This window comes from Lactiplantibacillus sp. B652 (assembly GCF_023806745.1).
Lineage (GTDB): Bacteria > Bacillota > Bacilli > Lactobacillales > Lactobacillaceae > Lactiplantibacillus > Lactiplantibacillus pentosus.
In genome coordinates this window covers 120,033-143,710 of record NZ_JAMSKY010000004.1, presented here as the reverse complement: position 1 = coordinate 143,710, position 23,678 = coordinate 120,033, and the positions used below count along the sequence as shown (strand labels likewise).

Genomic DNA, 23,678 nt, shown 5'->3' with positions numbered 1-23,678 from the left:
CGTGAGTGCAAAAAAACTAGCTTCAGAAATTAATTCATTTCCAAAGCTAGTTCACGTTTAATCGTTAAACTGAGTGTCACACCATCAAGGCACAACATGAACTGATATTCTTATTGAACTTCAATCTTGCCCGCCGAATCGGCCACCTTTTTCGGTAGCGTCACTGTCAGTAGTCCTGCTTGGTAGTGGGCTTGAATTTGATCACGCACCACATCGGTAAGATGGAACTTCCGGGTGAAGTCTGCATCCATTCGTTCACGATGCAGGATCCGCCCATCATCGTTACGATCATCCTGTGAGCGATGCGCACGAATCGTTAACCATTCGTCAGCATAGTTCACCGTAATCGCCTGCTTATCAAAACCGGGTAATTCGGCTGTTACGGTGTAATCATCATCGTGTTCGACCACGTCAGTCTTCATGCCGACATGGGCATTCAAAACGTTCTCTGCCTCGCGGTGGGCACGTTTTAATAATCTTGCTGGGTAAAGCAAATCATCTAAGTGATGACCTAATAATTGCTGGCGCATATGAATAACCTCCGTCTCAAATCAAAGTTTAGTAAGCCTGTTGGTGAATGGCTTCAGCAAGTAAATCTAAGGCATGGTCACGTGTGCCGACTTGATCCATATCGAAAATAATTGAATCAATGTCGCCACCCTTGAAGTCAAATTGTTCGAAGTAGATATATGGGTCTTCGCCGTCGACCTTTAAGAAAGCGGCTTCAATCTTTTTCCCAAAACCTTGGGCCCAATCGGCATCGGCCATTTGACTAAAATCAGCACGGGTCACGTAACCATGGTCACGAATTAAATCCATCGCTTTGTTGACATCACTATCTTGATAAACCAATTTCTTCGAATCCTCATGAATCTTAGTTTTCGTTTCTACTGGCATCATTGAAGATCTCCCTTTACTTGATATACCTTTAGTTTAGCACCAATTTTTGAAAACGTTAACTATCTTTCTCATTTCCAGTAAATTCGCTGATATTCGGCCTGACTTTTCCCTTTTCAAACTTGACTTACCAATTGCATCACTATCTCAAGGGCTGACAAAAACGGGGATAAGCCTTATAATATAAGCTACTTCGCGTTATAATCAAAGTAACTAATATTATGAAATGAGGAATGTTTCTTTGGACAGTGGCCAGATAATTGTTAATTTAGTCATTATTGTCATTACATTCTTCGTTGCGGCGTTCTTTGTGGCCTGTGAGTTTGCACTCGTTCAGACCCGACCCAGCGCCCTCGAAGAAGAACAAAAAAAGCGTGATAAACCGTCAAAACGGATTGCAACTTCACTTCACATGGTTCGTAATCTGAACGAGTACCTCTCAACAACTCAAGTCGGGGTCTCATTAGCCGGAATCATCTTAGGTTGGATTGGTGAACAAACCACTGAACACTTTGTTCTCGATTTCTTATCAATCTTCAACCTCTCCGTTTCAACGACTGTCCTCCGGGGAATCAGTATCGTAGTTGGGGTCTTCCTATTGACTTACTTGGAAGTCGTCTTGACCGAAATCGTACCGAAAAACATCGCGATCGATATGCCGTTGAAAGTCATGGCGGTCATTACGACGCCATTACGGTGGTTCCACGTGGTCTTCTACCCATTCGTGTGGTTACTCAACGTTTCATCGGCTGGCGTGGTCAAAATGTTAGGGATTCCAGTGGCGAACGAAGACAATGACGTCTATTCGCAAGCTGAAATCCTGAACTTATCACGTAACGCCGTGACTGGCGGTGAGTTGGAACGTAACGATTATCTTTATATGGAACGGGCATTTGAATTCAACGACAAAATTGCCAAAGACATCATGATCGACCGAACGCAACTGGTCGTCATTGATATTAATGACACCGTCAAGCAAGCGATTCGCGTTTATTTACAGAAACGCTTCAGTCGCCTACCCGTCGTTGCCAACAACGATAAGGATAAGATTTTAGGTTACGTCTACAACTACGATTTGATTCGCCAAGGTGAAGTCGACGATGATATTCGCGTCAACAAGTTATTACGAAACATCATTACGATTCCAGAAACGACACCGATTCAAGCGATCCTCCAGAAAATGATCGATAAGCAAACCCCAATCGTGGTGGTTGTCGATGAGTATGGTGGGACCAGTGGTATCGTGACCGATAAAGATATTTATGAAGAATTATTTGGAACGGTCAATGATGAAATCGATAATGTGTCGAACGAATACATCGAAAAGCAAGCCAATGGCACTTACCGCATTAGCGGAAAAATGACGATTTATGATTTTGAACGGTACTTCAAGACCGACTTACAAGAATTTGAGGATTCAGATGTCGTTACATTGACGGGTTACATTCTGGACAACTTCCCGAAAATTCAAGCTGGTGATACCATTCAAATCGGCAACTTCAATTTCAAAGCGCTTGATTTTGAAAATGCCTACATCAACTGGTTTGAGGTCAGTTCAACCACGACCCCAGCCACTCCTGATGACAATGATGACCAAGAACAAGCTAACTAGATAGAACCACTCAGCCACGTTGCTGGGTGGTTTTTTTGTGACATCAATGACTATCGAGACGGGTTGCAGGTCTGGCCTACTCACGTAAATTTCAGGGCGCTATTGGTGGACCCACGACTTTCTCATTTAATAAACTTTAAATTTCCCTTAAGCCGCCATTTATCCGCCTAAACTTAGGCGATTCGGAACCCGCGTCGTTTGCAATTAACTAGTGCCCAGCGTAAACTAAGACTAATGTAAAAACAGAAATGAGGAACGACTGTGAGTGAATCAACGATTAATATTATTTATATTTCCATCGAAGGAAACACCCGCTCATTTGTCACCGGTATGCAAGACTACGCCAAGACCCAGCATGCCGCTGATGATAGCAATCCATTAGTTAATTTAAAGGAAATTACCGAACAATCTGAGTTCGAGATTGAGACTGAACCTTACTTTGCCTTCGTCCCAACTTACCTCGACGGTGGTAACGGCATTGACAACGGGGTCAAAGAATTAATGACCAACGTTCTCGGTGAATATTTGAACTATGACCAAAATTCACGCTACTGCTTAGGCGTTGTTGGCTCTGGTAACCGGAACTTCAACGAACAGTATTGCCTGACTGCTCGGCGCTACGCTGAACAACTTGATACCGATTTCATCGCCGACTATGAACTTCGTGGTACTTCGGTCGATACCGAACGCATCTACAATGTCATCAAGGAACGCTTAGCCGCTTACCGCGATAACCAACCACTCTAACGATCTCAAAAAGGTCCTAGCAACCGCACGTCTAATGCGCTTGCTAGGACCCTTTTTGTTTGTGCGACGACTTATATGGCATTGATGTTGATTTACCAATGACATGAAGCTCAAATTACCTAATGCTCGATAGCCAATTGCGCCAGAATAGGTCTCCTTCACTCGCCATTCCCACGGGTTCCCGACTGGACGATCATCGGCGAACGAATAATAAGACACATTATCGGCACTTTTAAATCAGGATCCGTGACGCATTAACTAGCACAATCGGCCTATGCCCTACTCGTTGGGCTTATCCTTATCAAAAATCGTTGGCCCGATGATCAGTGATTCAGCTAATAGTGTTTCGTTGTATAATTTGAACACGTATTTTTGATACTTAACTTCGCGCTGCGAAATCATGTCCAAATAGTCGCGTTCCCGTGCTAAGGCGTTCATAAATGCGCGCATTTCCAGTTCCTTTTCCGCCCCCGTAAATTCAGGATGGCGGACAACATCGAACCAGGCACGCGTAAAATCACGCGTTCGCGTCCGCTGCTTTTGCGTCATCAAATCAAAAATAACGGACTGTTTCACGTTCGCTGGCAAGTACATTTTTTGGACCGTATCAATGGCCTGATGCACCATTTCAACACGAATTTTATCTATTTCATTGGCTGCCTCATCATCCGTTACGGCGGGTTTTAAGAGCCACCGAAAGATAACCGTTGGGACCACCATGCTCAGAATAATCAAGGTGCTAGCCGCCATCAACACTAGATTAAAGTCCGTTCGCCCAACTGCCGTATCCGCTAAGGTGTAAGCCAACGCCAAGGTCACCGCCCCGTGTACACCACCTAGGGAAAAAATCCAAGCTGGGCGATTTTTGAAATTTAACCGTAACCGGCCGTAAACATACCGGACCAAGACCGTGCTGACATACAGGACAACCCCAATCATCAAAAAGTTCAGGGAGCCATGTCCAAAGTGGTCGTTCACCAAAATTTGAATAAACATAAAGCCTAGCACCACGAATACCATGCTGTTGAATATTTCGGTAATCATGCTGACTAAGTCGAAGGCAAAATGTACTTGCTGCGAATTGAGTAGTCGACTCCGCTGGGCTTCCGCATTGTGTACCAACCCCGCAACGACCACGGCAATAATTCCAGACACGTGCAGGGCTTCGGCAGCATAATACAAAATAAAAGGCGTAATAATATAAATTAACAATGACGCATTCAAGGCATTGTACGAGGACCGAAGCCACACCTGGCGTGACAGCACCAGGATCCAGGCACTAACAAACCCGAACAGCACGCCACCGCCCGCTGAAATCATAAAATCCATCATCGTTTGGCCGTAATTGATATAACCGTTGGCATACCATAAGACAGCCATGTTCAATAAAATAATGCCGGAAGCATCGTTGAATAGCGACTCCATTTTCAAGAAGGTGCCCTCAGTGGTCGGCATTTCTAGACCATTAGTCACGGATTCCATTGCCGTCGCATCCGTCGGTGTACTGATTGCCGCGAGAATAAAGGCTAATGGCAAACTAACGACGCCCAGTGCGGCTAAACTAAAGCCCGCAACAATCATCGCCAGAATAACTAAAACCACCGTTGTTTGAATAATGTGTTTGAATTCCTGCCCGACGACATTCAAGCGCGTTGCTTGACCTTCGAAAAATAGTAACGGTGCAACAATTAGGCCGATGAAAATCTCAGAATTGAATTTTTCAATGTGGTTCCCTAAGATGGGCACACAAAATAGGATCATTCCCACTAACAGGCTAAGATAGTTGACCGAGATTTGTGGTATTACCCGGGAAATAAAGATACTCACAACAGCTGCGATGACTAAAATAAAGGTCGAAATCATTAAGTTCACGTACTCACCCCATTTTCAATAATTAACTTAGATGCCCTTGCATAGCCTTATCTGTCTGGTCATCGAAGTAAAAAAGCTTCCAGAGTGACTGGCTCTGAAAGCTGATTTGCATTTTAATCGCACAACCTAACCGTTTAATAAATGTTCACGGCGTGCGCGCCATAACACTAATGCCAAGCTTCCGAGCATCAAAACCGTCACCGTGATAAATAGCAACGAGTATGAGAATTGGGCCACCATCATCCCACCGAACAGTGGTCCCACGGCCCGGCCCAGCGATAATGCCATGTTATAGCGGCCCTGATACTTGCCGCGTTGATCATCCGCCGCCATGTCGTCGACCCATGCTGGTGCGATTGGCAATCCAATCACTTCACCAATCGTCAAGACGACCATGATAATAATAAAATCAACATATTGGCGCGCAAAAACGAGTCCTAAGAACGACAACGCAAATAAGGTAATTCCAAAGCCAATCTGGGTGCCAATTTTGAACCGCTCGTTAAATAGCGACACGATTGGTTGACTGACGATAATCAGCAAGCCATTGATCGTCCAGACTTCACTATAGCGCCTGAACGGAATTCCTAAGTTGGTCATGTGTACGGACAAAATACTCTCCCACAGCGCATAACTGAGATAAATCGTAAAAATCATCAGGCAGATCATCCAGATCAATTGACGATGATTACTGGGAGTCGTATCCGCAGCCTTAGTTGTTGCCGTCGCTGTCCGGTGCGCCGGTGTCACGTTGAAGGTACTGATCGTTATCGTCATCAATCCCAGATAACAAATCGTCGTCACGATGAAGACCACGCTAATGCCTAAGTCTAGCAAGTAGCCGACGAGTAACGTCCCAATAACGACGCCGACGTTGAGAGCGAGGTACAACATATTGAAGACGTACCGATTAGACCTCGTCGTCACCGTGGCCGCATACGCATTCACGACCGTCATACTGATACCGTCCCCAAAACCGACAATAATTAAACCGATCGCGTATGGCCATAAACTATGCCAGAATATCAGCGTTGCCAGCATGACGGTTGAAATCCCGCCACCCAGTAAAGCTGTAAAGTATGGCCGCCAATGGTCAAACAAGTGTCCACCTAAGTAGTTGCCGGCAATCATCGCCATCGACATCAAAAATAGCACAATGCCTGAAAAAGTCAGGCTCTGTTTCAAATAATTATGCATATAGATGGTTGTGAGTGGCCACATGAAGGCCGCCCCCGCGTTGTTCAGCAAGTTAGCCAAAAAGAGCCACCGCAACCGAACTTCTTTTTGCATCCGCTCACCTCAGTTCTAAATAATTTAGTTAACTCATTGTCAAAACTATCCCTAGCTAGTATACGCTACTCGGCCGGGTTTACCACCCATCAGCCTCAGCAGGACCCACACAGTTGAGCAATCTAAATCAGGACACCATTGGATTGTTCAGCAGGCCGAACCGAGACACATTTTGCGATAATAACTCGGACTTATCCAAAAAGTTAAAATTGAAATGTCCGGTTTTTGAACCTGATTGTCGACTCATACCCCTAATGATTGCTATAATATAATAAACACTGCCAACAAGTGTAACTTACAAACAATTGAGGTGACAACATGGCGAATAATAGCTTTGGGTTAGCGTTAGGATTCTTCGTAATTCTGCTGCTTTGGATTTATCAACGCGTCCGCATGCCAAAAATGCGCTCACTGGCGGGCTATATGTCACGACGCGCCATCCAAAACGAGAAGACGTGGCGGTTTGCACAGCGCTTTTATTCAATGGTTGGTATCGAAATTTTCTCCATTTTATTAATTGGCGCTCTGGCTGGCGGCTTATTCCAGATTGCCCTATTACAAAGCTTCAAGTTTCAGGCCATTGCCTTGGCAGTTGGCCTAATTGTTCAAAACATGGCCACCGAACACGAACTGAAATTACAGTTTCCTAAACAGTCGCAATCGTAATTCCAGTGCTTTATAATTGACCATTTCGATTAATTGCTTAATATTGATACTGGTAGTTTATCCTAAATAACAATTGACAAGCATGTTTCAGTTTAAAATACTCTAAGTAAAGAAGTGAAATTGATGAGTAAAGAAAAAATTGCCTTATTCACCATCTTTGGTGGAACTGGTGACCTTGCCCAACGGAAATTATATCCGTCGTTATTTAAGCTATATCAAAAAGGTTATCTCCAGGACCACTTCGCCGTGATTGGCACGGCGCGTCGTCCATGGACTGATGAACATTATCACGAAGTCATTAGTGACTCACTGGCTGATTTAGACGCTGACCAAAAAGACGTCGACCAGTTTGCCAGCCATTTCTACTATCAATCACATGACGTGACTGATGCGCAACACTACATGACCCTGAAAAAGTTATCAGAAAAGTTGGACGCCCAGTATGGTTTACAGGGCAACCGGATTTTCTACTTAGCGATGGCCCCCAATTTCTTCGGGACGATCGCGCAACACTTGCGTTCTGAAAATATCTTAACGGACAATGGGTTCAACCGGGTGATCATTGAAAAGCCATTCGGTCATGACTACGCCAGTGCTAAAGAATTGAATGATCACTTAACGGCGACCTTCAATGAAGACCAGATTTACCGGATCGACCACTACCTTGGTAAGGAAATGATTCAAAATATCACGGCTATTCGGTTTGGTAACAATATTTGGGAATCACTATGGAACAACCGCTACATCGACAACGTGCAAATCACCTTGAGTGAAAAGCTCGGTGTCGAAGAACGGGCCGTCTACTATGACAATAGCGGGGCCTTGCGCGACATGGTCCAAAACCACATCTTACAAATTCTCAGTCTGTTAACGATGGATCAACCCGTCGAATTCACTGAAAAAGACATTGATGTTGAAAAAGTCAAGGCACTGCGGAGTTTACGGCCATTGAAGCCCGAAGAAGTGGCAACTAACTTTGTTCGTGGGCAATATGGTGCTGGCGATGACGGCGTTAAGGCTTATCGTGATGAAGATAAGATTTCACCAGATTCCAACACCGACAGTTTCGTTGCCGGTAAAATCATGATCGACAACTATCGCTGGTCAGGCGTGCCATTCTACGTTCGGACTGGTAAGCGTTTGACTGATAAGTTCACGCGGATCGACGTGGTCTTCAAGCGGCCAGTCGTTAACATTTTCAACCACGAAGATGTGCTTGAAAATGATGATGCGTCAACCCGTCTTGATCCAAATATTCTCACCATCAACGTTGAACCAACGGAAGGGTTTGAATTACGGATGAACGCCAAGGCAGTCGGCCAAGGTTTTGCAACGACACCGGTCAAGCTGAACTATTCCCACGACGCTGAAGCGACCGCGGGCAGTCCAGAAGCTTACGAACGGCTCCTACACGATGCACTGAATGGTGACGCCACGAACTTCACCCATTGGCAAGAAGTTGCTGATTCGTGGAAATTCGTCGATGTCATTCAGAAGTATTGGGACGAACATCAACCGGACTTCCCTAACTACCGGCCTGGGACAATGGGCCCAGACGCCGCCGATGAACTCTTGCACAAAGACGGTCATCGTTGGGTTTACCGGAACTAAAGTATTAATTTAAATTACTGAACAAATAAAGGTTGGCATGACTCGCTGTGAGTGATGCCAACCTTTTTTGTACGAAATGTGCGACTGCGGGCCTCGATTTGCTTGTTAGGTAGCCCCCACCGTTTTGCTTGATTAACAGCGATCAAGGCCCAACATAGGCATCAGTTGGCTTGCGGCTCATTAGTCGGTGCAGACCCGCTCGTTTGCATGATTGCCAAACCAACTACTCATCGCCCCTGCCCAGACAATGACTAAGCTAAACTAGGATTACGCTCCCGTCGCACTCAGCCGTTCACAGACTTGCATCAGTCGCTGAACACCGACCTTCAAATCCGCCAATGTCAGCCCGGCAAAGCCTAACAAGTAATAGTCGGCTGATGGCATGGCCGTCCAATTGGAATTGAGCGGATAGATGCGCACTTGCTGTTGTTCCAACGCTTTCAGTAAGGTCGCCTGGTCGATACCTGGAATCTGAACGACCAAATGAACCCCCGCCCCCGTCATGATGGGCCGAATCTGTTTGCTTCGTTTGAGTTGATCACACAAGCAGCGATATTTTTGCCGATTCGTACTACGATTACGACTCAGATGCCGATAGTAGGCGCCATCATCAAAGTAATTGACCATCGCCTGTTGCAACAAGCCCGCCACCATTTCTGCCTGATACTGATAGTGTTGGTGATAGACCGAGACCAGCCGTGGTGGTAAGACCAGGTATCCCATCCGCAACGTCGGGTCAATGCCGCGCGAAAATGTGCCCAGGTATGCGACTTGGTTGGCCGCCGCTAATGACTGGAGCGCCGGCAATGGATGCGCACGATAACGATATTCACTGTCATAATCGTCCTCAATAATCAGGTGGTCAGCCCCTGCCCACTTTAACAACGCCAACCGTTGCTCAATCGGCAGGATGACACCTAATGGAAATTGATGCCCGGGAGTCGTATAAACGACTTGCGGATTCACTCGCCGGACTGTCGCAAGATCCAGTCCATCGGCAGTTACCGGGATATTCACCGCCGTGTGGCCATAGCTGGCAGCTAAGTCCGATAATCCCCGGTAACCCGGATTTTCGATACCGAGTGTGGCGCGCGGTAAAATACTCAATAAAATGCCGAGGCCCGCTTTGGCGCCATTGGTAATCACAATTTGCTCCGGGGTGGCGTGTACGCCCCGCGTTGTTTTAAGAAACCGCACCAGTGCCGCCCGCAATGCTGGTAAGCCCTGGGCATCCGGATAAATGGCGGTCGGCTGCTGTTCCGTTTGTCGGAGGGCTAAGCGCACCGCCCGTTTCCATGCATTCCAGCTTGGGGACAACAGTTGGGTCACACCGTAACGAAAATCGTATTTAACCGGGACTGGTGTCTTAGGGGCCACAATTTGATCCGTACTCGGTTGGTCCGGTGACCAATCCGCCTGGTCACGATAATAATAGCCGCTGCCAGGAACGCTATAGACGATTCCTTCCGCAACCAGCTGATCATAGGCTTGCGCGACGGTCGTTTTCGAGACGCCGAGATTTTGCGCCATTTTACGAATCGACCAGAGCGGCTGATTGGCCCGCGTGTCATCATAATCAGCACGTAATTGTCGGTAAAGTTGCAGGTACATTGGCGTTCGTTCAGAGCGATTTAGTGGCATTTGACAACTGTCCTTTCATTTTTGTCAAAATTGTCTATTTTTCAGATGACAATTATCCCCTATTATAGACGGTAATCACCAGGAGAGGAAGGTCTCAATATGCAAACGAATATCCGTATCCAGCAAATTCAAGTCTCTGGCATCCGTCGCTTTGACGAAGCCATCAGTACGATTCCTGACATTCTCAAATTAACCGTTGGCGAGCCCGACTTACCGACACCCGCACACATCAAAAAGGCGGCCATTGCCGCCATTCGTGATGATTGGACCCACTACTCACCATTGATGGGTTTCGCCGCCCTGCAGCACGCGGCCAGTACTTATTTTAATCAAAAATATCAATTAAATTATGACCCAGAAGAAATCATTGCCACGGTCGGTGCAACAGAAGCGGTTGCCACGGCGTTACTAACGATTCTGAATCCCGGTGATACGGTCCTGCTCCCGACGCCAGCATATACGAGTTATGAACCGGTCGTGTCCATGGCCAACGCACAGTTAGTTCCCATCGATACCACCACGACCGGCTATAAATTAACACCGACCGCGCTGCAAACGGCACTGGATGAGCACGTCCTCGACCACGTCAAAGCGTTGATTTTAAATTACCCGACCAATCCAACTGGCGTCACCTACACCCGAGACGAACTGCAAGCGCTCCAAAAGGTGATTGCCACGGCTGGCATCTATGTTATCAGTGATGAGATTTACAGCGAACTGACTTACGAGCAAGCGCACACCGCCTTTGCCACCTTGTATCCAAGCAAAACGATCACCATCAACGGGCTCTCAAAATCACATGCCATGACCGGCTGGCGACTGGGCTTTATTTTAGCCCCGCACGACCTGATTGCCGAGATGAAGAAGACCCACCAATACCTCGTGACCTCGACCAGTTCAATTAGTCAGGCCGCTGGAATTGAAGCGTTGACCAATGGCTTGGATGATGGCCCGGCAATGCGGTCCGTTTATCAGGAGCGGCGTGATTATATGGTCAAGCGACTCAGTGAGATTGGCCTCAATTATATTTATCCGACCGGCGCCTTCTACATCTTCGTGCAGTTGCCAACTGATTTTGAAGGCTCAAGTTGGGACTTTGCAACCCGGCTTGCCCACGAGGCCCATGTCGCAGTCGTTCCCGGTTCCGCATTCGGGGCCAGTGGCGAAGGTTGGTTTCGAATCAGCTACGCCGCCAGCCAATCAGTCCTCCGTGAAAGTATGAATCAACTTGCATTATGGCGGGTCCAAACCGCTAGTCAGGAGTAAACAGGACATGAAATTATCAAGCGCCCACATCATCACCGCGATGGTCACGCCGTTCGATGAACAGCACCACATTGATTACCAGCAACTTGAACAACTCATCGAATATTTGCTAGCGAATGGGACTGAGGGTCTAGTCGTCGGCGGCACGACTGGTGAGGGTCCCACGTTAAGTATTGCTGAAAAACGCGACTTGTATACACGGACCGCCCGTTTTGTCCACGGCCGCGTGCCAATTATTGCCAACACCGGTAGCAACAATACCGCTGAGACCATCAAATTCACCCATATCGTCAGCCAAATTATCGGCATCGACGCCGCGCTAGTCGTCGTGCCACCATACAACAAACCGAATCAAGCTGGGATGCTCGCCCACTTTACCGCGATTGCGGAACAGGGCGGACTCCCAGTCATGATCTACAATATTCCCGGACGCGTCGGCGTAAAAATGAACGTTTCTACCATTCTGACGTTAGCGCAAAATCCGAATATTGTCGCGGTCAAGCAATGCGGCACTGACGAGGAACTGGCAGCCATCATCGAAGACGCGCCCCGCGATTTTCTCGTGTACACTGGCGAAGATGCGCAGACCCTGACGGCGTTGGTCTACGGCGGACAAGGGGTTGTTTCTGTCGCCAGTCACCTATTTGGGTCCGAAATGGCAGCGATGCGCACTCATTTAACGACAGGCGAAGTTGCGGAAGCGGCCCAAATCCAGCGCCGACTGATTCCAAAAATGACCGCCCTCTTTAACCAGCCCTCACCAGCACCGGTCAAGGCCGCCCTGAACGCACAACACCATCGGGTAGGCACACCGCGCTTGCCAATCCTACCGCTATCGACCAGTGAGCAACGTCAACTACTCAACTGCCTAGCCTAATGCAAAACGATTGGTTATCACGTGCATCTGGCGTATACTGAGCTTAGAATCAATATTGAAAAGTGGTGACCAAATATGTGTAGTTGGGCTTTTACAGGTGGCATGCCATTCATGTGGATGGGTGGCTCCTTTGGCATCATCGGTTTCTTGATTTTGCTAGCCGTGGGCGCCTATTTTCTCGGCACACGGTCACGCCATCATGACTAATATTAGTGGTGGTCGACTTGACCAATCAAAAATCGCGATCATTTTGAGACGTTGCTCAAAATGATCGCGATTTTTTGTGTTGTGCATTAAGTGCAGTGGGTGGCTGAGTGTGCATGAAACGTGTACCAGATCTGGAGGCTGAATTCTTGCGCTGTTACAAAGATCGTCGTTGTCGACATTCAAGAGGAATGCTAACAACGACGATTTTGTTTGCTCGCTGTGTTGCCGACCTGTATTTCTAGGTATTGCTAGTCCAAGTATGGATTGGCGTCGGCCACACTTACCGCAAGACTACTTTACAGTCCATACGCCGACTTGAACAAGCTAGCCGCTAATCCCAGCGCACCGATGCCAATCACAATTTTGAGCAACTGAGCAGGCACATGTCGAACAATGTGTGGTCCAAGACTACCACCAATCAAAAAGCCGATTCCCAAAGGTATGACATAGTGCCACTTAATTGGCGTCTGCAAGCCATAAACAACGGCTGACACGATGTTCGCAAGTCCCAACGCCAGATTTTTCTGAGCATTATACACCGCAAATGGCGTATCGCTAATAAACGATAAAATCGACAACATCAGGACGCCACCAGCCGCACCGAAGTAACCGGTGTACGTCCCCACTAGGAAAATCCCGAGCCAGGCCAATGCCGTGACCCATTTGGGCGTAACGACGACTTCTCCCGGCTGCTTAACGTGAATATGCCGTGGAATCAAAACTAACACGGCGGCGACTAAAATGAAAAACGGCACCACTTTGGCAAAAGTCGCAGCGGGAATCACAAATAACAAAATGGCGCCGACGATACTGCCAATCAACGTCAGTGGTAATAAAACTTTGAGCTCGCGGCCGTGCCCTCGTAATTCACGCCGCGACGCTGGTACGGCGCCAAAACTCGTAAAAACTAAGCCAACCGTATTGGTCACATTGGCCGTCACCGGTGGCAGGCCCAAAGCCAATAGCACCGGATATGAGACCAGCGACGCCAAGCCAGCGGCAGTACTAACGATTCCGGCAACGATACCAACAACAATTAAAATAATAATCAATGTGCCATACGCGAACATTTTGCAACGTTCCCTTCTCTCTTAATAGTCCTACCATAGTCACAACGATTAGCATAGTCAAATAAACATGTTATAATAGCCATTCATAATACTAGTTATCAAAATACTGTTATATAAGGGATTATCAATGAATATTAAAGAATTGCAATATTATCTCGCGCTCACTGAGCTCAAAAGTTTTTCACAAGTCGCCACCCGTTTTCACGTTAGTCAGCCGACCATCACTGCGGCGATTCAACGACTAGAACGTGAATTAGGCACTCAGTTACTGATTCGCGCCAATCCACACCTGCCCGTTGAACTCACCACGACCGGGCAGCAAGTCCAACAGCATGCCCAAAAAATACTGGCGGAGACCCAACTCATGCGTCAAGAAGTCGCCCATACGACGGCCGACCAACTGGTGATTGGGATGCCTCCGATTATCGAAATTAATTATTTTCCGCGCGTCGCCAGTCAACTTCCGACCACGCTTTTCAACCAAATTCAGCCCGTCAGTCAAGGATCGCTAGCAGCCTTGAAAAGCCTCCAAAACGGACAATTAGACCTGGCCGTCTTAGCCTATCTCAATGTTTTCGATGCCCCAGCGATTCAACTGACGACATTTGATACGCAGGCATTCAGTATTATTATCGCGACGGACGACCCTTTGGTTCAAGCGGCAACTGTGCACTTTAAAGACTTACGAGAACGGCAATTTGTCGCCTTGAAGGACAATTTTGTCCATCGCCAAGCATTTCGCCAATTATGTCGGCAGCATCATATTCGACCTAACGTGGTCTTCGAATCTAACGAAATCGGTAGTATTTTGAATATGATTCGTAACCACATGGGAATCGCCCTACTCAGTAATTCCGTCGCACTACCGATAGGCTTGACCCGCATCACCTTAGCTGATAGCGAGGTACCAACGTTTAATGTCGGGGTCGCATATCGCCGCGAAATGCAATTCAGTCCGCCCCAGGCCGCGCTTCGCTCTAACTTGATTGCGGCCTTTCAATCGGTGGACTGGTCGGTTTAGTTTTGAGGTGACGTTGCGAGAATCAAAAACTCACAATCATCCGACAAAATCCATCGTCGCATGACCGTGAGTTTTCTTAGTTATCATGATATTACTTAGCGGCTTGTTGCACTGCGGTTTCAATTGGCGTCGTTCCGTTGATTAACGCAATCGTTTGACCAATCGTTGCGGGTGTCCGCAAGGCTTGCACGGTGAAGGTCGCAACGTCATCACGAGTAATTTCGCCGCCCACTTCCGGATTGACCGTTACTTGACCAGTTCCAGCGTCGTTCAACAACGTTCCTGGTTGCAGGATCGTATAGTCCAGCTGAGTGCGCGTCTTCAACCATTCGTCGGCATAGTACTTTGCGACATAGTAAGGTTGTAATGCACGTGGCCACCGACTGCGGTCTGGGGTAAACTCGGCGCTAATAATGACGTAACGTTTAACGCCGGCGATTTCGGCCGCTTCCATCGACTTGACGGCACCGTCCAAATCAATCATCAGCGTCATATCGTAACCAGTCTGACCACCAGAACCAGCAGAAAAGACGATGGCGTCCATCCCTTTGAAAGCCAAGGCTAAGTCTTCAGGCTGAGCCATCAAATTGAACTGGACGGGTTCAGCACCCGCATCTTCAAAGGCTTCCGCCTGTTCAGGTTGTCGAATACCGGCGTAGACTTGATCGCCTTGAGCCACCAATTTTGAGACGATTTTTTTACCAATCTGACCATGGGCACCAATTACAAAGACTTTCATCGAGTCACTCCTATCATCATTATCAATTCACTGACATCAGTTCATTATATAAGTTCTATTATAAAACTTACCCCGTCAAAAAAGAATTATTGTGTTCCTGATTTGTCCAGGTTAATGAATTGGCTTATAATGTGTGCATCTAAACGAGAGTAGTGATTTTTATGTCAAAATACATTCGTCAAGCCACCAGTGCAGATTTACCAGCCATGATGGCGATTATTGAACAAGCCAAAACGGCCCTAGCCGCTGACCAAATTCCTCAGTGGCAAGATGGCTATCCCCAATCAGTGGACCTTCAAGCGGATATTGATGCCAAACTCGCATGGGTCTTGATCGTCGATGGCCAAATTGCCGGAACTGCAACGCTACTGACCACACCGGACCCCAACTATGCTCAAATCAGCGATGGCTCCTGGAAAGCAACGACTCATCATCGTTACACTTCCATCCATCGTATCGCCATCGCAAATGGCTACCATGGTCAGCATTTAGCCGATTTTTATTTCAGTAATTTAATGACCATCAGCTATCAACTCGGATTTCCCCAAATCCGCATCGACACCCACCTGTCAAACAAGCGGATGCAACACGTTATCACCAAAGCCGGCTTTGACTACCGCGGCGTGATTTACATTGATCATCAACCAGATGAGGCGCGGAATGCTTATCAAATTCTGTTACCGTGATCCTCTTTCCTGGGCGGGTGTAAGCATTTCTAAAATATCATTAATTCTAGCCCAATAAAAGATAAATAGACCCGGAATCAAGATTCCGGGTCTATTTATCTTTTAGAAAAGCATCCCCTTACAATTTGCCACTTAACCTGATTTATTCAGCATCAATGCCATACTTTTTCTGAGTTCTCCCCATTACCACACCAATAATCGCATAAATAATGACGACAACTGAAAATACCCACATTGTTGTTATAATACGGCCAGGCATAACTAATGACGGCGTTACAATCGCAAACAGGGCACACAAGAGTCGCGATGTTCCGTTGACAATTCCTTGGATAGAAGATCTTACCCCCATTGGAAATGATTCCTGTGTCCAAACTTTATACATTGCTTCGCCGGCAAGCGACGCACCAACTTGATAAGAAAATTGGGCCAAAATAATACCGATGACAGCTGTTCCAAAAAATCCTAACAAGATGAAAGATGCAAAAGTAATAATTGCTCCAACAATAAATGAACTCATACGTGACTTATTGTTAGAACAAACCTTCGAGAAGAAGGCAATCACACCCATTACGCAGAATGATATTACTAGCCCTGCCCCAGTAGCCAGGCTTTGCGAAGCATTTGCTTTACGTAACATAAACGTTCCAAATTGTCCCCATGTATTGGCAAGCAAGTTCCATAAACAATAATATGAAATAATCATAATAAAGAATTTCATATATTTTCCCTTACCTTGGTGAAATAAAACGTTAATAACAGATGCATTGTTAGCTTTTGACTCATCTTTATTTTCCAAGTCCATCTTGGCCCAGTATTCATTACCTAATGCATGAAATTTTTTAAATGTTGGAGATTCTAGCCGCCAGAGCCAGGCAAAGAAAGCAATCACTGTCAAAACGCCAAAGACAATTCGTGCGCCCATAGCCCCACTAACTTTAGAAACGATAAAAGCTGCTACCGAAGAGACAAAGGTTCCGAGCTGCCAGAAAATCTGTGTGTAGGAAACTAACTTATTATTCACCGATTTATCTGGTGCATCCCGTGAAATCACCGCTAAAGAAACTGGAAGATCTATCCCAGAAGTTATCCCAGCAATTCCAATTCCAACAACAAGCATTGCAAAGTTAGTAGAAAATACACAAATAAGGGTTCCAAATCCATAAAACAAATTAATCCAATTAAACGTTTTAATTAAGCCAACATGTTCAGCAATTCTTCCACCAAATAAAGAGCCAAATCCAATCATTAAAGTCAAAACACCTGAAATTGTCCCTGCTTGACTATTTGAGAGTTGCAATCCATCCTGCCATACAGCTAATGTTGTTGATAAGCCAATAATAATTCCGGATCCAAGCATTGAACCGACTCCTGCGGCAGTTGCCAACGGACGGTACTTCTTTACGAGTTCGTTCTCATTAAGTTTTGTATCCATGATTTTTCTCCTGTAATTAGGTAAATTATCCTAATTGATATTCAAAATTGTAAGTTCCACCTGTAACTGTTATCACAACAGCATCGGCTCCAAATACTGTCAACGAACGCTCAGAGTCTGGTCCAAGCGGATATTTTTCGCCCATAAATTCAGTTGTTGATTTGTCAGTCAATCCCACAATCATTTTCGGATATTTCATTTGTAATTTATTTAACAAATCTTTCTTATCCGCTGGCGTCGGCAACACAATAATTGCTTCTGTATTGTCAGGAACAATCGTATCCATTTGGAATTGGTAACCTTTACGTGTCCATGTATTCTGTATCAATCCATTCTCACTGTTGAATTGGATTGCAACATGATTCACTTTGTTATTTTTGGGAAGTACTGGATAAATTATACTTTCTTTATAACCAGGTTTGCGCAACCGAATACCACCTAGATAGCGATACAAAAAATTACCAATTGCACCATATGCATAATGATTAAGTGAATTCATTCCATCCGGATTCATCGTGTAGTCATCCATGACAGAATTCCAACGTTCCCAAATCGTTGGTCCATCATGGTTTACTTGATATAGCCAAGAGGGATAATCTTCATTGAAAAGTAACTTAAATGCAAGATCCTGATAGCCATTATCTGCAAGAACTTCGCATACATATGGCGTTCCAAGAAACCCTGTCACAATATGATCATTATTGTTGTAAATCATGTTAACCAAATTTTGGATGGCTACTTGTTTTGCTTGTCCGTCTAGAAGATTAAATTTAAGCGCTAATGTGTTTGCAGTTTGAGTATTTGAAACCAGTGTATAGTTAGCATCTAAAAAGTGTGACTGAAATGCCTCAACAATCTTTTCATAGGCGCTGTGATAGAACAAGTAATCGCTCATATTCCCCAACACCTTGGCTGCTGAAGCTAAGACTCGTGTCGATTCAGCGAAAAAAGCTGTGGCAACCAATGCTGTGCTTGTCGCACCAAAAACAGGATCGGCTCCTTTATGCGGTGAGTCAAGTGCCAACCAATCACCGAGTTGAATATCCGTGTCCCATAAATATGGGTTATCACCACGACTCATCATGTAATCTACCCATGACTTCATACTGTCATATTGGTTAACTAAGATTTCCTTATCGTCATAAATTTTATATAATGTCCAAGGAACAAAAGTAGCAACATCGCCCCAACCGGTTGTTGTATTCATCTGACCATCACTTAGCATTCCTTTTAGCACATCCGGAACAACTAATGGTACTGCACCACCTTGATCAGCTTGGTCTAAGGCAACATCTTTAAGCCACTTTTTGAAGAAGCCCTGAGTATTAACTAAAAAGCTCGCCGTTGGGGCAAAGATTTGCGCATCGCCTGTCCATCCCAAACGTTCATCGCGTTGTGGACAATCAGTTGGAATATCAAAGAAATTTGCTTTCAAAGACCACTCGATATTTTTTTCTAATCGATTTAATTTTTCATTATCAGTTTTGAAACTGCCTGTAACTTGCATCTTTGATGAAAGAACAATTCCTTCAACATCTTCAGAATTCAGTTCGTAACCGAGCCCCTTAATTTGTACACAGCGAAACCCATGATAAGTAAAATGGGGCTCGATTACTTCTGTATCATCATCTAAGAGATACGTATCCATTGCCTTCGCATTCCGAAGATTATCTGTGTAAAAATCTTTATGTTTGACCATAATCTCAGCGTAGCGAGTTATCACTTTCTGTCCCTTATTGCCATGGACTTTCACACGAACCCAACCAACCATGTTTTGCCCCATATCCAAAATAGTCTCGTTTGGAGTAGATTTTAAGACTTTTTGAGGATGAAGCGTTGTAATTTGGTGCACGCTCGGGCCTTCTTGTGGGACTAACTTTTTATTTGGGTAGTTGATAACGGTCATTTCACCGTTTCCGATAATGGCATTTCGGACGCGATAGTCTATTGTCTCACCATTATAAATATCCGCAGACTGAATTGGATTATCAAAAAACTTCCAATTTTCATTCGTGCCAATAGTTACTTTTTCTCCATTGATATATTCAATCTGTAACTGAGCCAATAAAGCTGTTCGATGACCAAATTTGTCCTTGCTTTGATCCCAACCGTAATAACCTGTGAACCAACCATCTGCCACTAACACTTGAATCTCATTCTCATTTTGCAATAAGTTTGTAATGTCATATTGTTGGTATTGAAGACGATGATTGTAGTCAGTAAAACCGGGGCGAAAATAATCGTTGCCAACCCGGTTACCATTCAAACTGGCTTGGTAAACACCTTGAGCCGTAATGTAAAGGCGAGCCTTTTCGATTGGAGCAGTTGTTTTGAAATTATATTTAGTTAGAAACGGATGATCTGGATTATTTTGCTTCTTGGGTCGAATCCATTTAGCGGACCATTCAACAACTGGTAATTCGAATGTATGAACAGTCGACCATTCGGACAGTTCATCTTTATTATTTAAAGACCGAACTCTCACATAATACTTTGTGTTCCAGTCAAGCATTTTATCTTTCAGTACAAACTTGGTATTAGAAGTAAACTTTTCGATATTTAAGACAAGTGTCGTAAAGTCGCTATCAGTAGAAATTTCTAAAAAGTAGCGCTTCTGCTTACCACTGATTAACTTCCAAGTAAAAGTTACCGGATAAGTAACCGTAATTGGTGTTCTCTGATTATTAACACGTAAACCATAAACACGATATTTAGTCATTTTTTCACCTTCCAATTATTATTTTCATTAATTGATAATTCGATTGTTTCATTAGCGGGAATCGTCATTTTACGGTCGCTCAACTTTAAAACACCACCAGGCCTTGTTGCGGTTATGTTTAAAGTACCCTCGTGTACTGACATCTCAACCTTGTCTCCACTGGTACTAAGCGGAAAAGTACAGTCAAAATCATTAAGTAATTTTAATTGTGGATTGATTTCATATGTCCCATATCCTGGTGCTGTCGGCCGCAAACCAACTAAATATCTTCCAATCAAGTAAATAGGACTTGAACCCCATGCATGACATAAACTCTTACCATATTTGTCATCATACATCTCATAGCGTGCACTTCCTTGCTTGGTTGGATCAAATTGTTCCCAAAAAGTCGTTGCACCATTAGCCAACATTCCACCCCAATATGATTTAATTTCATCTAGGACATACTTATATTTACCAATTTGGGCGAGTGCCTCCAATTCCCAAAACTTGAAATACGGTGTCTTAATTGGCTCAATTCTATCGTTACGCAACACACTTCTAACTATTTCATTTGCACGATTTTGTCCCACATAGCCAAATAAAATTGCAAAAATATTCGCGTGACGACTCACATGCTTCATCCCAGATTCATAGCTGTCAATGTAAGCATGCTTTGTAGCATTCCAGAAATAATGATCAATATTTTGGCGAAGATCATGATATTTTTTTTGATAAAAAGTATCATCTTTACCCAGAAGTTTTGAGATATAAACCATACTTTGGAGGGCACGTGCCAATAACATCTGTTCTGCACATAACGTTCCATTGCGATCTATATCGGCCCAGTCAATATAGATCCAATCTCCTTTACGTCCATAGATAAAGCCCAAATCATTTGTTTGCTCTAAAGAATAATCCATTAAACGTTTCATCTTTTGATAAATATTATTAACAAAGTTCTTATCTGCAAACGTTTCATAGTAAAGTTCAATACTAATCAACCAATACAGTGAGTAATCAACAATCGTATCTAGATGTTGTTTAATATCTAATTCGCCACGTAATCCTAAAATTGTTCTCTCAACAATCTCCTTATCGAAAAAATCATATCGATTCATGAAGTAGCATTGATACGCATCCCCAGCCCAAACCCATCGATCTCTTTTCACGCCATCGATGAAGAAGACACCTGAACAAAGCCTAAGTGTTCTATCTGCGATTTTCCAAATCTGGCTCAATTCATTGTCCGATGATTTAAAGTTACCAATTTGTGGAAAATCAACATATTCAAAATTCACGCTTAATTGTCCGATTTTTTTCAGATTGGAAACATCCGGCACATATATATACCTGAAAGCACGTAATTTTGTAACGAAAGTTTTTGTTTCTGGATAATATTGCCCCAAAGGATCTTTCTCTTTTTTTAAAGTATGCTTGAGATATGTTCCAAGTACATCAAGCGCTTCAGTTCGGCTTTCACCATATGACAGAGTAATCTGTTGAAAATTATTGTTGAACTTAAATAAAGTTTGGGCAGTAATATCATGACCAAAATCATATAATGTTCCTCCATCAATGATTTCAATTTTTGACGCCATAAGTCTTCTCTGAGAATATTCAAACTTCATTGGGTTCTGATTGGCATGCGTAAAATACTTGCTCGTCCCTACCGAAACGTCAGAGCCCAGAAAATTAGAAGCGACCCATTCTTCATCACTAAATATTTGATTGCCCTCTACCAAAACTGTCGGCAATCCCTGCATATTACTAACAAACACCTGGATACGGATGTGACCGATTGGGCTTTCAATTTTAGTATCTAACGGAAATTTAGACTCATGCTCATCTGAACCTAAATTCGTAATTTTTACATATCCTTTGCCCTTCGCATGAACAATGAATGTTTGCTTGTGGGTAACTTCATAATCTCGCTTAAAGTAAACATTATGGTTCCAATTAGAAGTATACCAATATGCCGGCCAAGTCATTCCACGCTCTTCACGATCAAAGTTTTGTTTCATTGCATGATAAATTTCAAAATCACCATGATACCAAATCCATTTCGACATTTATTTTCTTCCTCTCTGCATATCAACGCCGCCCGTTGAAAAGGCTTACAAGTTTGCTATGTGTTTATTAAACCGCTTTCCAATACATGTAACAATATCATTTCTCCACGTAACACTGTTAAAAATACAGATTATGTCATAGGCTGGAAAGTAATTCTCAACTTTTCTATAACGTCAGTAACATCAACAAATTGAAAATGTGGATATTAAAAGTTCAGTGTTTTAGGGGTTCATTTATTAGATTTATTATGAGAGAATGATGCTGATTGGAGATGGTAAAATGGATAAAAGTCAGCTGGACAAACTCTTGCGTACCGAGGATTCAATTGAACGATTACAGAAAGAAAATCAACAAAATGTTAACACAATTCACTTAGATTATCACGATGGAAATATTCCAACTATGCCTACTAAAGGCTTCTTCAAAGAAGGAAATATATTTATCAATAAAAGCCGGCGCTTCTCATATACGCCGGCCCATCGTCATAACTTTGTAGAATTTAATTACATGTACTCTGGGCACTGTACTCAATATATTAATGACGAAAAAATCCAGCTAAAAGAGAATGATTTAATCTTGATGGATAAAGATATTATTCAACGTATTGACTATATCGGTACAAACGATATTCTCATAAATATTGGTGTTCAGGATAGTTCTATTTTGAATAATATTATGCAAAATCTCGCCGATTCTGAAAGTTTGGTTACTAAGTTCATGATGAACGCATCAGCTGTAAATGCTGTTCACAATAACTTCATTTTATTTGATATCAACAAGAATGAAATGGCCAATGATCTCATAAAAATGATGATTGCTAAAACCTTTTCTGAAAGACAAAATCGTAACAAGTCATTAAACTTATTGCTTTCAACGTTATTAATCGAACTAGCAAACACAGTTGAATCACAAACCAATCAGGTTGCTAAATCATCTAGTTTGGAACTTGCTATTTTGCAGTACATTGATAATCATTATAATAAGTTATCGCTCGACGAACTAGCACATCACTTCGGTTATAATAAAAATTACTTGGGAAATATGCTGAAAGAAAAAACAGGTAGCACTTTTCAAAGTCTTATTGATCAGAAACGACTTTCAAGCAGTCGCACCTTGCTTACAAATACGAACTATTCGGTTGAAAGCATATCCGGAATGGTTGGCTTCAAAAGTCCCACTTCTCTATTCAAACTTTATAGGAAGTATTTAGGTACAACACCGAAGGCTTTTCGTATCGATACAAACAGCGGAAATTGATGTTGCCCACACATCA

At 44.0% G+C, this 23,678-nt stretch carries 20 protein-coding genes; 10 read left to right on the top strand and 10 right to left on the bottom strand.

The genetic code is table 11. The features are described from left to right. Nucleotides 1-110: 110 nt before the first annotated feature. Together MZO40_RS07130 and MZO40_RS07125 are read right to left on the bottom strand one after the other, a co-directional pair. Entirely contained in the window at nucleotides 111-530 is a 420-nt protein-coding gene (locus MZO40_RS07130) for an Hsp20/alpha crystallin family protein (protein WP_050339633.1), read from the bottom strand. Between the two features lie 28 nt (nucleotides 531-558). Beyond that, the gene (locus tag MZO40_RS07125) at nucleotides 559-900 is read right to left on the bottom strand and encodes a hypothetical protein (RefSeq protein ID WP_050339634.1); all 342 of its coding nucleotides are present in this window, start codon (nucleotides 898-900) and stop codon (nucleotides 559-561) included. Nucleotides 901-1,138: 238 nt separating this feature from the next. Between MZO40_RS07125 and MZO40_RS07120 the strand changes: the two genes are divergently transcribed. Together MZO40_RS07120 and nrdI are read left to right on the top strand one after the other, a co-directional pair. Beyond that, nucleotides 1,139-2,509 (top strand): hemolysin family protein, encoded by a 1,371-nt coding sequence (locus MZO40_RS07120; protein WP_050339635.1) that lies wholly within the window; start codon nucleotides 1,139-1,141, stop codon nucleotides 2,507-2,509. Between the two features lie 261 nt (nucleotides 2,510-2,770). Next, the gene (gene nrdI, locus MZO40_RS07115; protein WP_050339638.1) at nucleotides 2,771-3,256 is read left to right on the top strand and encodes a class Ib ribonucleoside-diphosphate reductase assembly flavoprotein NrdI; all 486 of its coding nucleotides are present in this window, start codon (nucleotides 2,771-2,773) and stop codon (nucleotides 3,254-3,256) included. A 279-nt stretch (nucleotides 3,257-3,535) separates the two neighbouring features. On the opposite strand, the gene MZO40_RS07110 is transcribed toward nrdI, so the two are convergent. Both MZO40_RS07110 and MZO40_RS07105 read right to left on the bottom strand, forming a co-directional pair. After that, entirely contained in the window at nucleotides 3,536-5,128 is a 1,593-nt protein-coding gene (locus MZO40_RS07110) for a sodium:proton antiporter (protein ID WP_105961445.1), read from the bottom strand. Between the two features lie 126 nt (nucleotides 5,129-5,254). Then, complete coding sequence (locus MZO40_RS07105) at nucleotides 5,255-6,418, bottom strand: MFS transporter (RefSeq protein WP_105961444.1); 1,164 nt, start codon at nucleotides 6,416-6,418, stop codon at nucleotides 5,255-5,257. Between the two features lie 318 nt (nucleotides 6,419-6,736). Between MZO40_RS07105 and MZO40_RS07100 the strand changes: the two genes are divergently transcribed. Both MZO40_RS07100 and zwf read left to right on the top strand, forming a co-directional pair. After that, nucleotides 6,737-7,084 carry an SdpI family protein gene (locus tag MZO40_RS07100; protein WP_003639409.1) on the top strand — a complete coding sequence of 116 codons (348 nt, stop codon included), beginning with the start codon at nucleotides 6,737-6,739 and terminating at the stop codon, nucleotides 7,082-7,084. A gap of 123 nt (nucleotides 7,085-7,207) precedes the next feature. After that, nucleotides 7,208-8,695 carry a glucose-6-phosphate dehydrogenase gene (gene zwf, locus MZO40_RS07095; RefSeq protein WP_105920744.1) on the top strand — a complete coding sequence of 496 codons (1,488 nt, stop codon included), beginning with the start codon at nucleotides 7,208-7,210 and terminating at the stop codon, nucleotides 8,693-8,695. A gap of 267 nt (nucleotides 8,696-8,962) precedes the next feature. Here zwf and MZO40_RS07090 read toward each other — a convergent pair whose 3' ends face one another. Further along, entirely contained in the window at nucleotides 8,963-10,336 is a 1,374-nt protein-coding gene (locus MZO40_RS07090) for a PLP-dependent aminotransferase family protein (RefSeq protein ID WP_105961443.1), read from the bottom strand. Between the two features lie 99 nt (nucleotides 10,337-10,435). Between MZO40_RS07090 and MZO40_RS07085 the strand changes: the two genes are divergently transcribed. The 3 genes from MZO40_RS07085 to MZO40_RS17395 all read left to right on the top strand — a co-directional run bounded on the left by MZO40_RS07085 (nucleotide 10,436) and on the right by MZO40_RS17395 (nucleotide 12,686). Then, nucleotides 10,436-11,602: an aminotransferase class I/II-fold pyridoxal phosphate-dependent enzyme gene (locus tag MZO40_RS07085; protein ID WP_105961442.1), complete on the top strand. Its 1,167-nt coding sequence runs from the start codon at nucleotides 10,436-10,438 to the stop codon at nucleotides 11,600-11,602. Between the two features lie 7 nt (nucleotides 11,603-11,609). After that, nucleotides 11,610-12,479, top strand: a complete 870-nt coding sequence (dapA, locus tag MZO40_RS07080) for a 4-hydroxy-tetrahydrodipicolinate synthase (protein ID WP_050339643.1) — start codon at nucleotides 11,610-11,612, stop codon at nucleotides 12,477-12,479. A 75-nt stretch (nucleotides 12,480-12,554) separates the two neighbouring features. Further along, entirely contained in the window at nucleotides 12,555-12,686 is a 132-nt protein-coding gene (locus MZO40_RS17395; protein WP_080390157.1) for a hypothetical protein, read from the top strand. A 296-nt stretch (nucleotides 12,687-12,982) separates the two neighbouring features. Here MZO40_RS17395 and MZO40_RS07075 read toward each other — a convergent pair whose 3' ends face one another. Beyond that, a complete protein-coding gene (locus MZO40_RS07075) occupies nucleotides 12,983-13,756 on the bottom strand; it encodes a sulfite exporter TauE/SafE family protein (protein WP_050339644.1) in 774 nt (257 codons plus the stop codon). A gap of 127 nt (nucleotides 13,757-13,883) precedes the next feature. Here MZO40_RS07075 and MZO40_RS07070 point away from each other — a divergent pair, with 127 nt between their 5' ends. Further along, complete coding sequence (locus MZO40_RS07070) at nucleotides 13,884-14,777, top strand: LysR family transcriptional regulator (RefSeq protein WP_105961441.1); 894 nt, start codon at nucleotides 13,884-13,886, stop codon at nucleotides 14,775-14,777. A 91-nt stretch (nucleotides 14,778-14,868) separates the two neighbouring features. Here MZO40_RS07070 and MZO40_RS07065 read toward each other — a convergent pair whose 3' ends face one another. Continuing rightward, the gene (locus MZO40_RS07065) at nucleotides 14,869-15,516 is read right to left on the bottom strand and encodes an SDR family oxidoreductase (RefSeq protein ID WP_050339647.1); all 648 of its coding nucleotides are present in this window, start codon (nucleotides 15,514-15,516) and stop codon (nucleotides 14,869-14,871) included. A 161-nt stretch (nucleotides 15,517-15,677) separates the two neighbouring features. Here MZO40_RS07065 and MZO40_RS07060 point away from each other — a divergent pair, with 161 nt between their 5' ends. Continuing rightward, entirely contained in the window at nucleotides 15,678-16,202 is a 525-nt protein-coding gene (locus tag MZO40_RS07060) for a GNAT family N-acetyltransferase (RefSeq protein ID WP_105961440.1), read from the top strand. 142 nt (nucleotides 16,203-16,344) lie between these two features. Here the strand turns inward: MZO40_RS07060 and MZO40_RS07055 are convergent, their stop codons facing one another. Genes MZO40_RS07055 through MZO40_RS07045 form a run of 3 tightly spaced genes read right to left on the bottom strand, consistent with a single transcriptional unit; the run spans nucleotide 16,345 to nucleotide 22,404 of the window. Next, nucleotides 16,345-17,634, bottom strand: a complete 1,290-nt coding sequence (locus tag MZO40_RS07055; protein ID WP_252133190.1) for an MFS transporter — start codon at nucleotides 17,632-17,634, stop codon at nucleotides 16,345-16,347. Nucleotides 17,635-17,659: 25 nt separating this feature from the next. Next, nucleotides 17,660-20,353, bottom strand: coding sequence for an alpha-L-rhamnosidase (locus MZO40_RS07050; RefSeq protein ID WP_252133189.1), 2,694 nt, complete (start codon nucleotides 20,351-20,353; stop codon nucleotides 17,660-17,662). Next, the gene (locus MZO40_RS07045) at nucleotides 20,350-22,404 is read right to left on the bottom strand and encodes an amylo-alpha-1,6-glucosidase (RefSeq protein ID WP_065674832.1); all 2,055 of its coding nucleotides are present in this window, start codon (nucleotides 22,402-22,404) and stop codon (nucleotides 20,350-20,352) included. The genes MZO40_RS07050 and MZO40_RS07045 overlap by 4 nt, the downstream gene beginning before the upstream one ends. A 280-nt stretch (nucleotides 22,405-22,684) precedes the next feature. Here MZO40_RS07045 and MZO40_RS07040 point away from each other — a divergent pair, with 280 nt between their 5' ends. Then, the gene (locus tag MZO40_RS07040; protein ID WP_105961437.1) at nucleotides 22,685-23,662 is read left to right on the top strand and encodes an AraC family transcriptional regulator; all 978 of its coding nucleotides are present in this window, start codon (nucleotides 22,685-22,687) and stop codon (nucleotides 23,660-23,662) included. Nucleotides 23,663-23,678 lie beyond the last annotated feature (16 nt).

What these genes read in the sequence shown, in the direction of transcription:
- MZO40_RS07130 (WP_050339633.1), bottom strand. Translation starts at nt 530, where the DNA reads ATGCGCCAGCAATTATTAGGTCATCACTTAGATGATTTGCTTTACCCA.
- MZO40_RS07125 (WP_050339634.1), bottom strand. Translation starts at nt 900, where the DNA reads ATGATGCCAGTAGAAACGAAAACTAAGATTCATGAGGATTCGAAGAAA.
- MZO40_RS07105 (WP_105961444.1), bottom strand. Translation starts at nt 6,418, where the DNA reads ATGCAAAAAGAAGTTCGGTTGCGGTGGCTCTTTTTGGCTAACTTGCTG.
- MZO40_RS07100 (WP_003639409.1), top strand. Translation starts at nt 6,737, where the DNA reads ATGGCGAATAATAGCTTTGGGTTAGCGTTAGGATTCTTCGTAATTCTG.
- zwf (WP_105920744.1), top strand. Translation starts at nt 7,208, where the DNA reads ATGAGTAAAGAAAAAATTGCCTTATTCACCATCTTTGGTGGAACTGGT.
- MZO40_RS07090 (WP_105961443.1), bottom strand. Translation starts at nt 10,336, where the DNA reads ATGCCACTAAATCGCTCTGAACGAACGCCAATGTACCTGCAACTTTAC.
- MZO40_RS07085 (WP_105961442.1), top strand. Translation starts at nt 10,436, where the DNA reads ATGCAAACGAATATCCGTATCCAGCAAATTCAAGTCTCTGGCATCCGT.
- dapA (WP_050339643.1), top strand. Translation starts at nt 11,610, where the DNA reads ATGAAATTATCAAGCGCCCACATCATCACCGCGATGGTCACGCCGTTC.
- MZO40_RS17395 (WP_080390157.1), top strand. Translation starts at nt 12,555, where the DNA reads ATGTGTAGTTGGGCTTTTACAGGTGGCATGCCATTCATGTGGATGGGT.
- MZO40_RS07075 (WP_050339644.1), bottom strand. Translation starts at nt 13,756, where the DNA reads ATGTTCGCGTATGGCACATTGATTATTATTTTAATTGTTGTTGGTATC.
- MZO40_RS07070 (WP_105961441.1), top strand. Translation starts at nt 13,884, where the DNA reads ATGAATATTAAAGAATTGCAATATTATCTCGCGCTCACTGAGCTCAAA.
- MZO40_RS07065 (WP_050339647.1), bottom strand. Translation starts at nt 15,516, where the DNA reads ATGAAAGTCTTTGTAATTGGTGCCCATGGTCAGATTGGTAAAAAAATC.
- MZO40_RS07060 (WP_105961440.1), top strand. Translation starts at nt 15,678, where the DNA reads ATGTCAAAATACATTCGTCAAGCCACCAGTGCAGATTTACCAGCCATG.
- MZO40_RS07055 (WP_252133190.1), bottom strand. Translation starts at nt 17,634, where the DNA reads ATGGATACAAAACTTAATGAGAACGAACTCGTAAAGAAGTACCGTCCG.
- MZO40_RS07050 (WP_252133189.1), bottom strand. Translation starts at nt 20,353, where the DNA reads ATGACTAAATATCGTGTTTATGGTTTACGTGTTAATAATCAGAGAACA.
- MZO40_RS07045 (WP_065674832.1), bottom strand. Translation starts at nt 22,404, where the DNA reads ATGTCGAAATGGATTTGGTATCATGGTGATTTTGAAATTTATCATGCA.
- MZO40_RS07040 (WP_105961437.1), top strand. Translation starts at nt 22,685, where the DNA reads ATGGATAAAAGTCAGCTGGACAAACTCTTGCGTACCGAGGATTCAATT.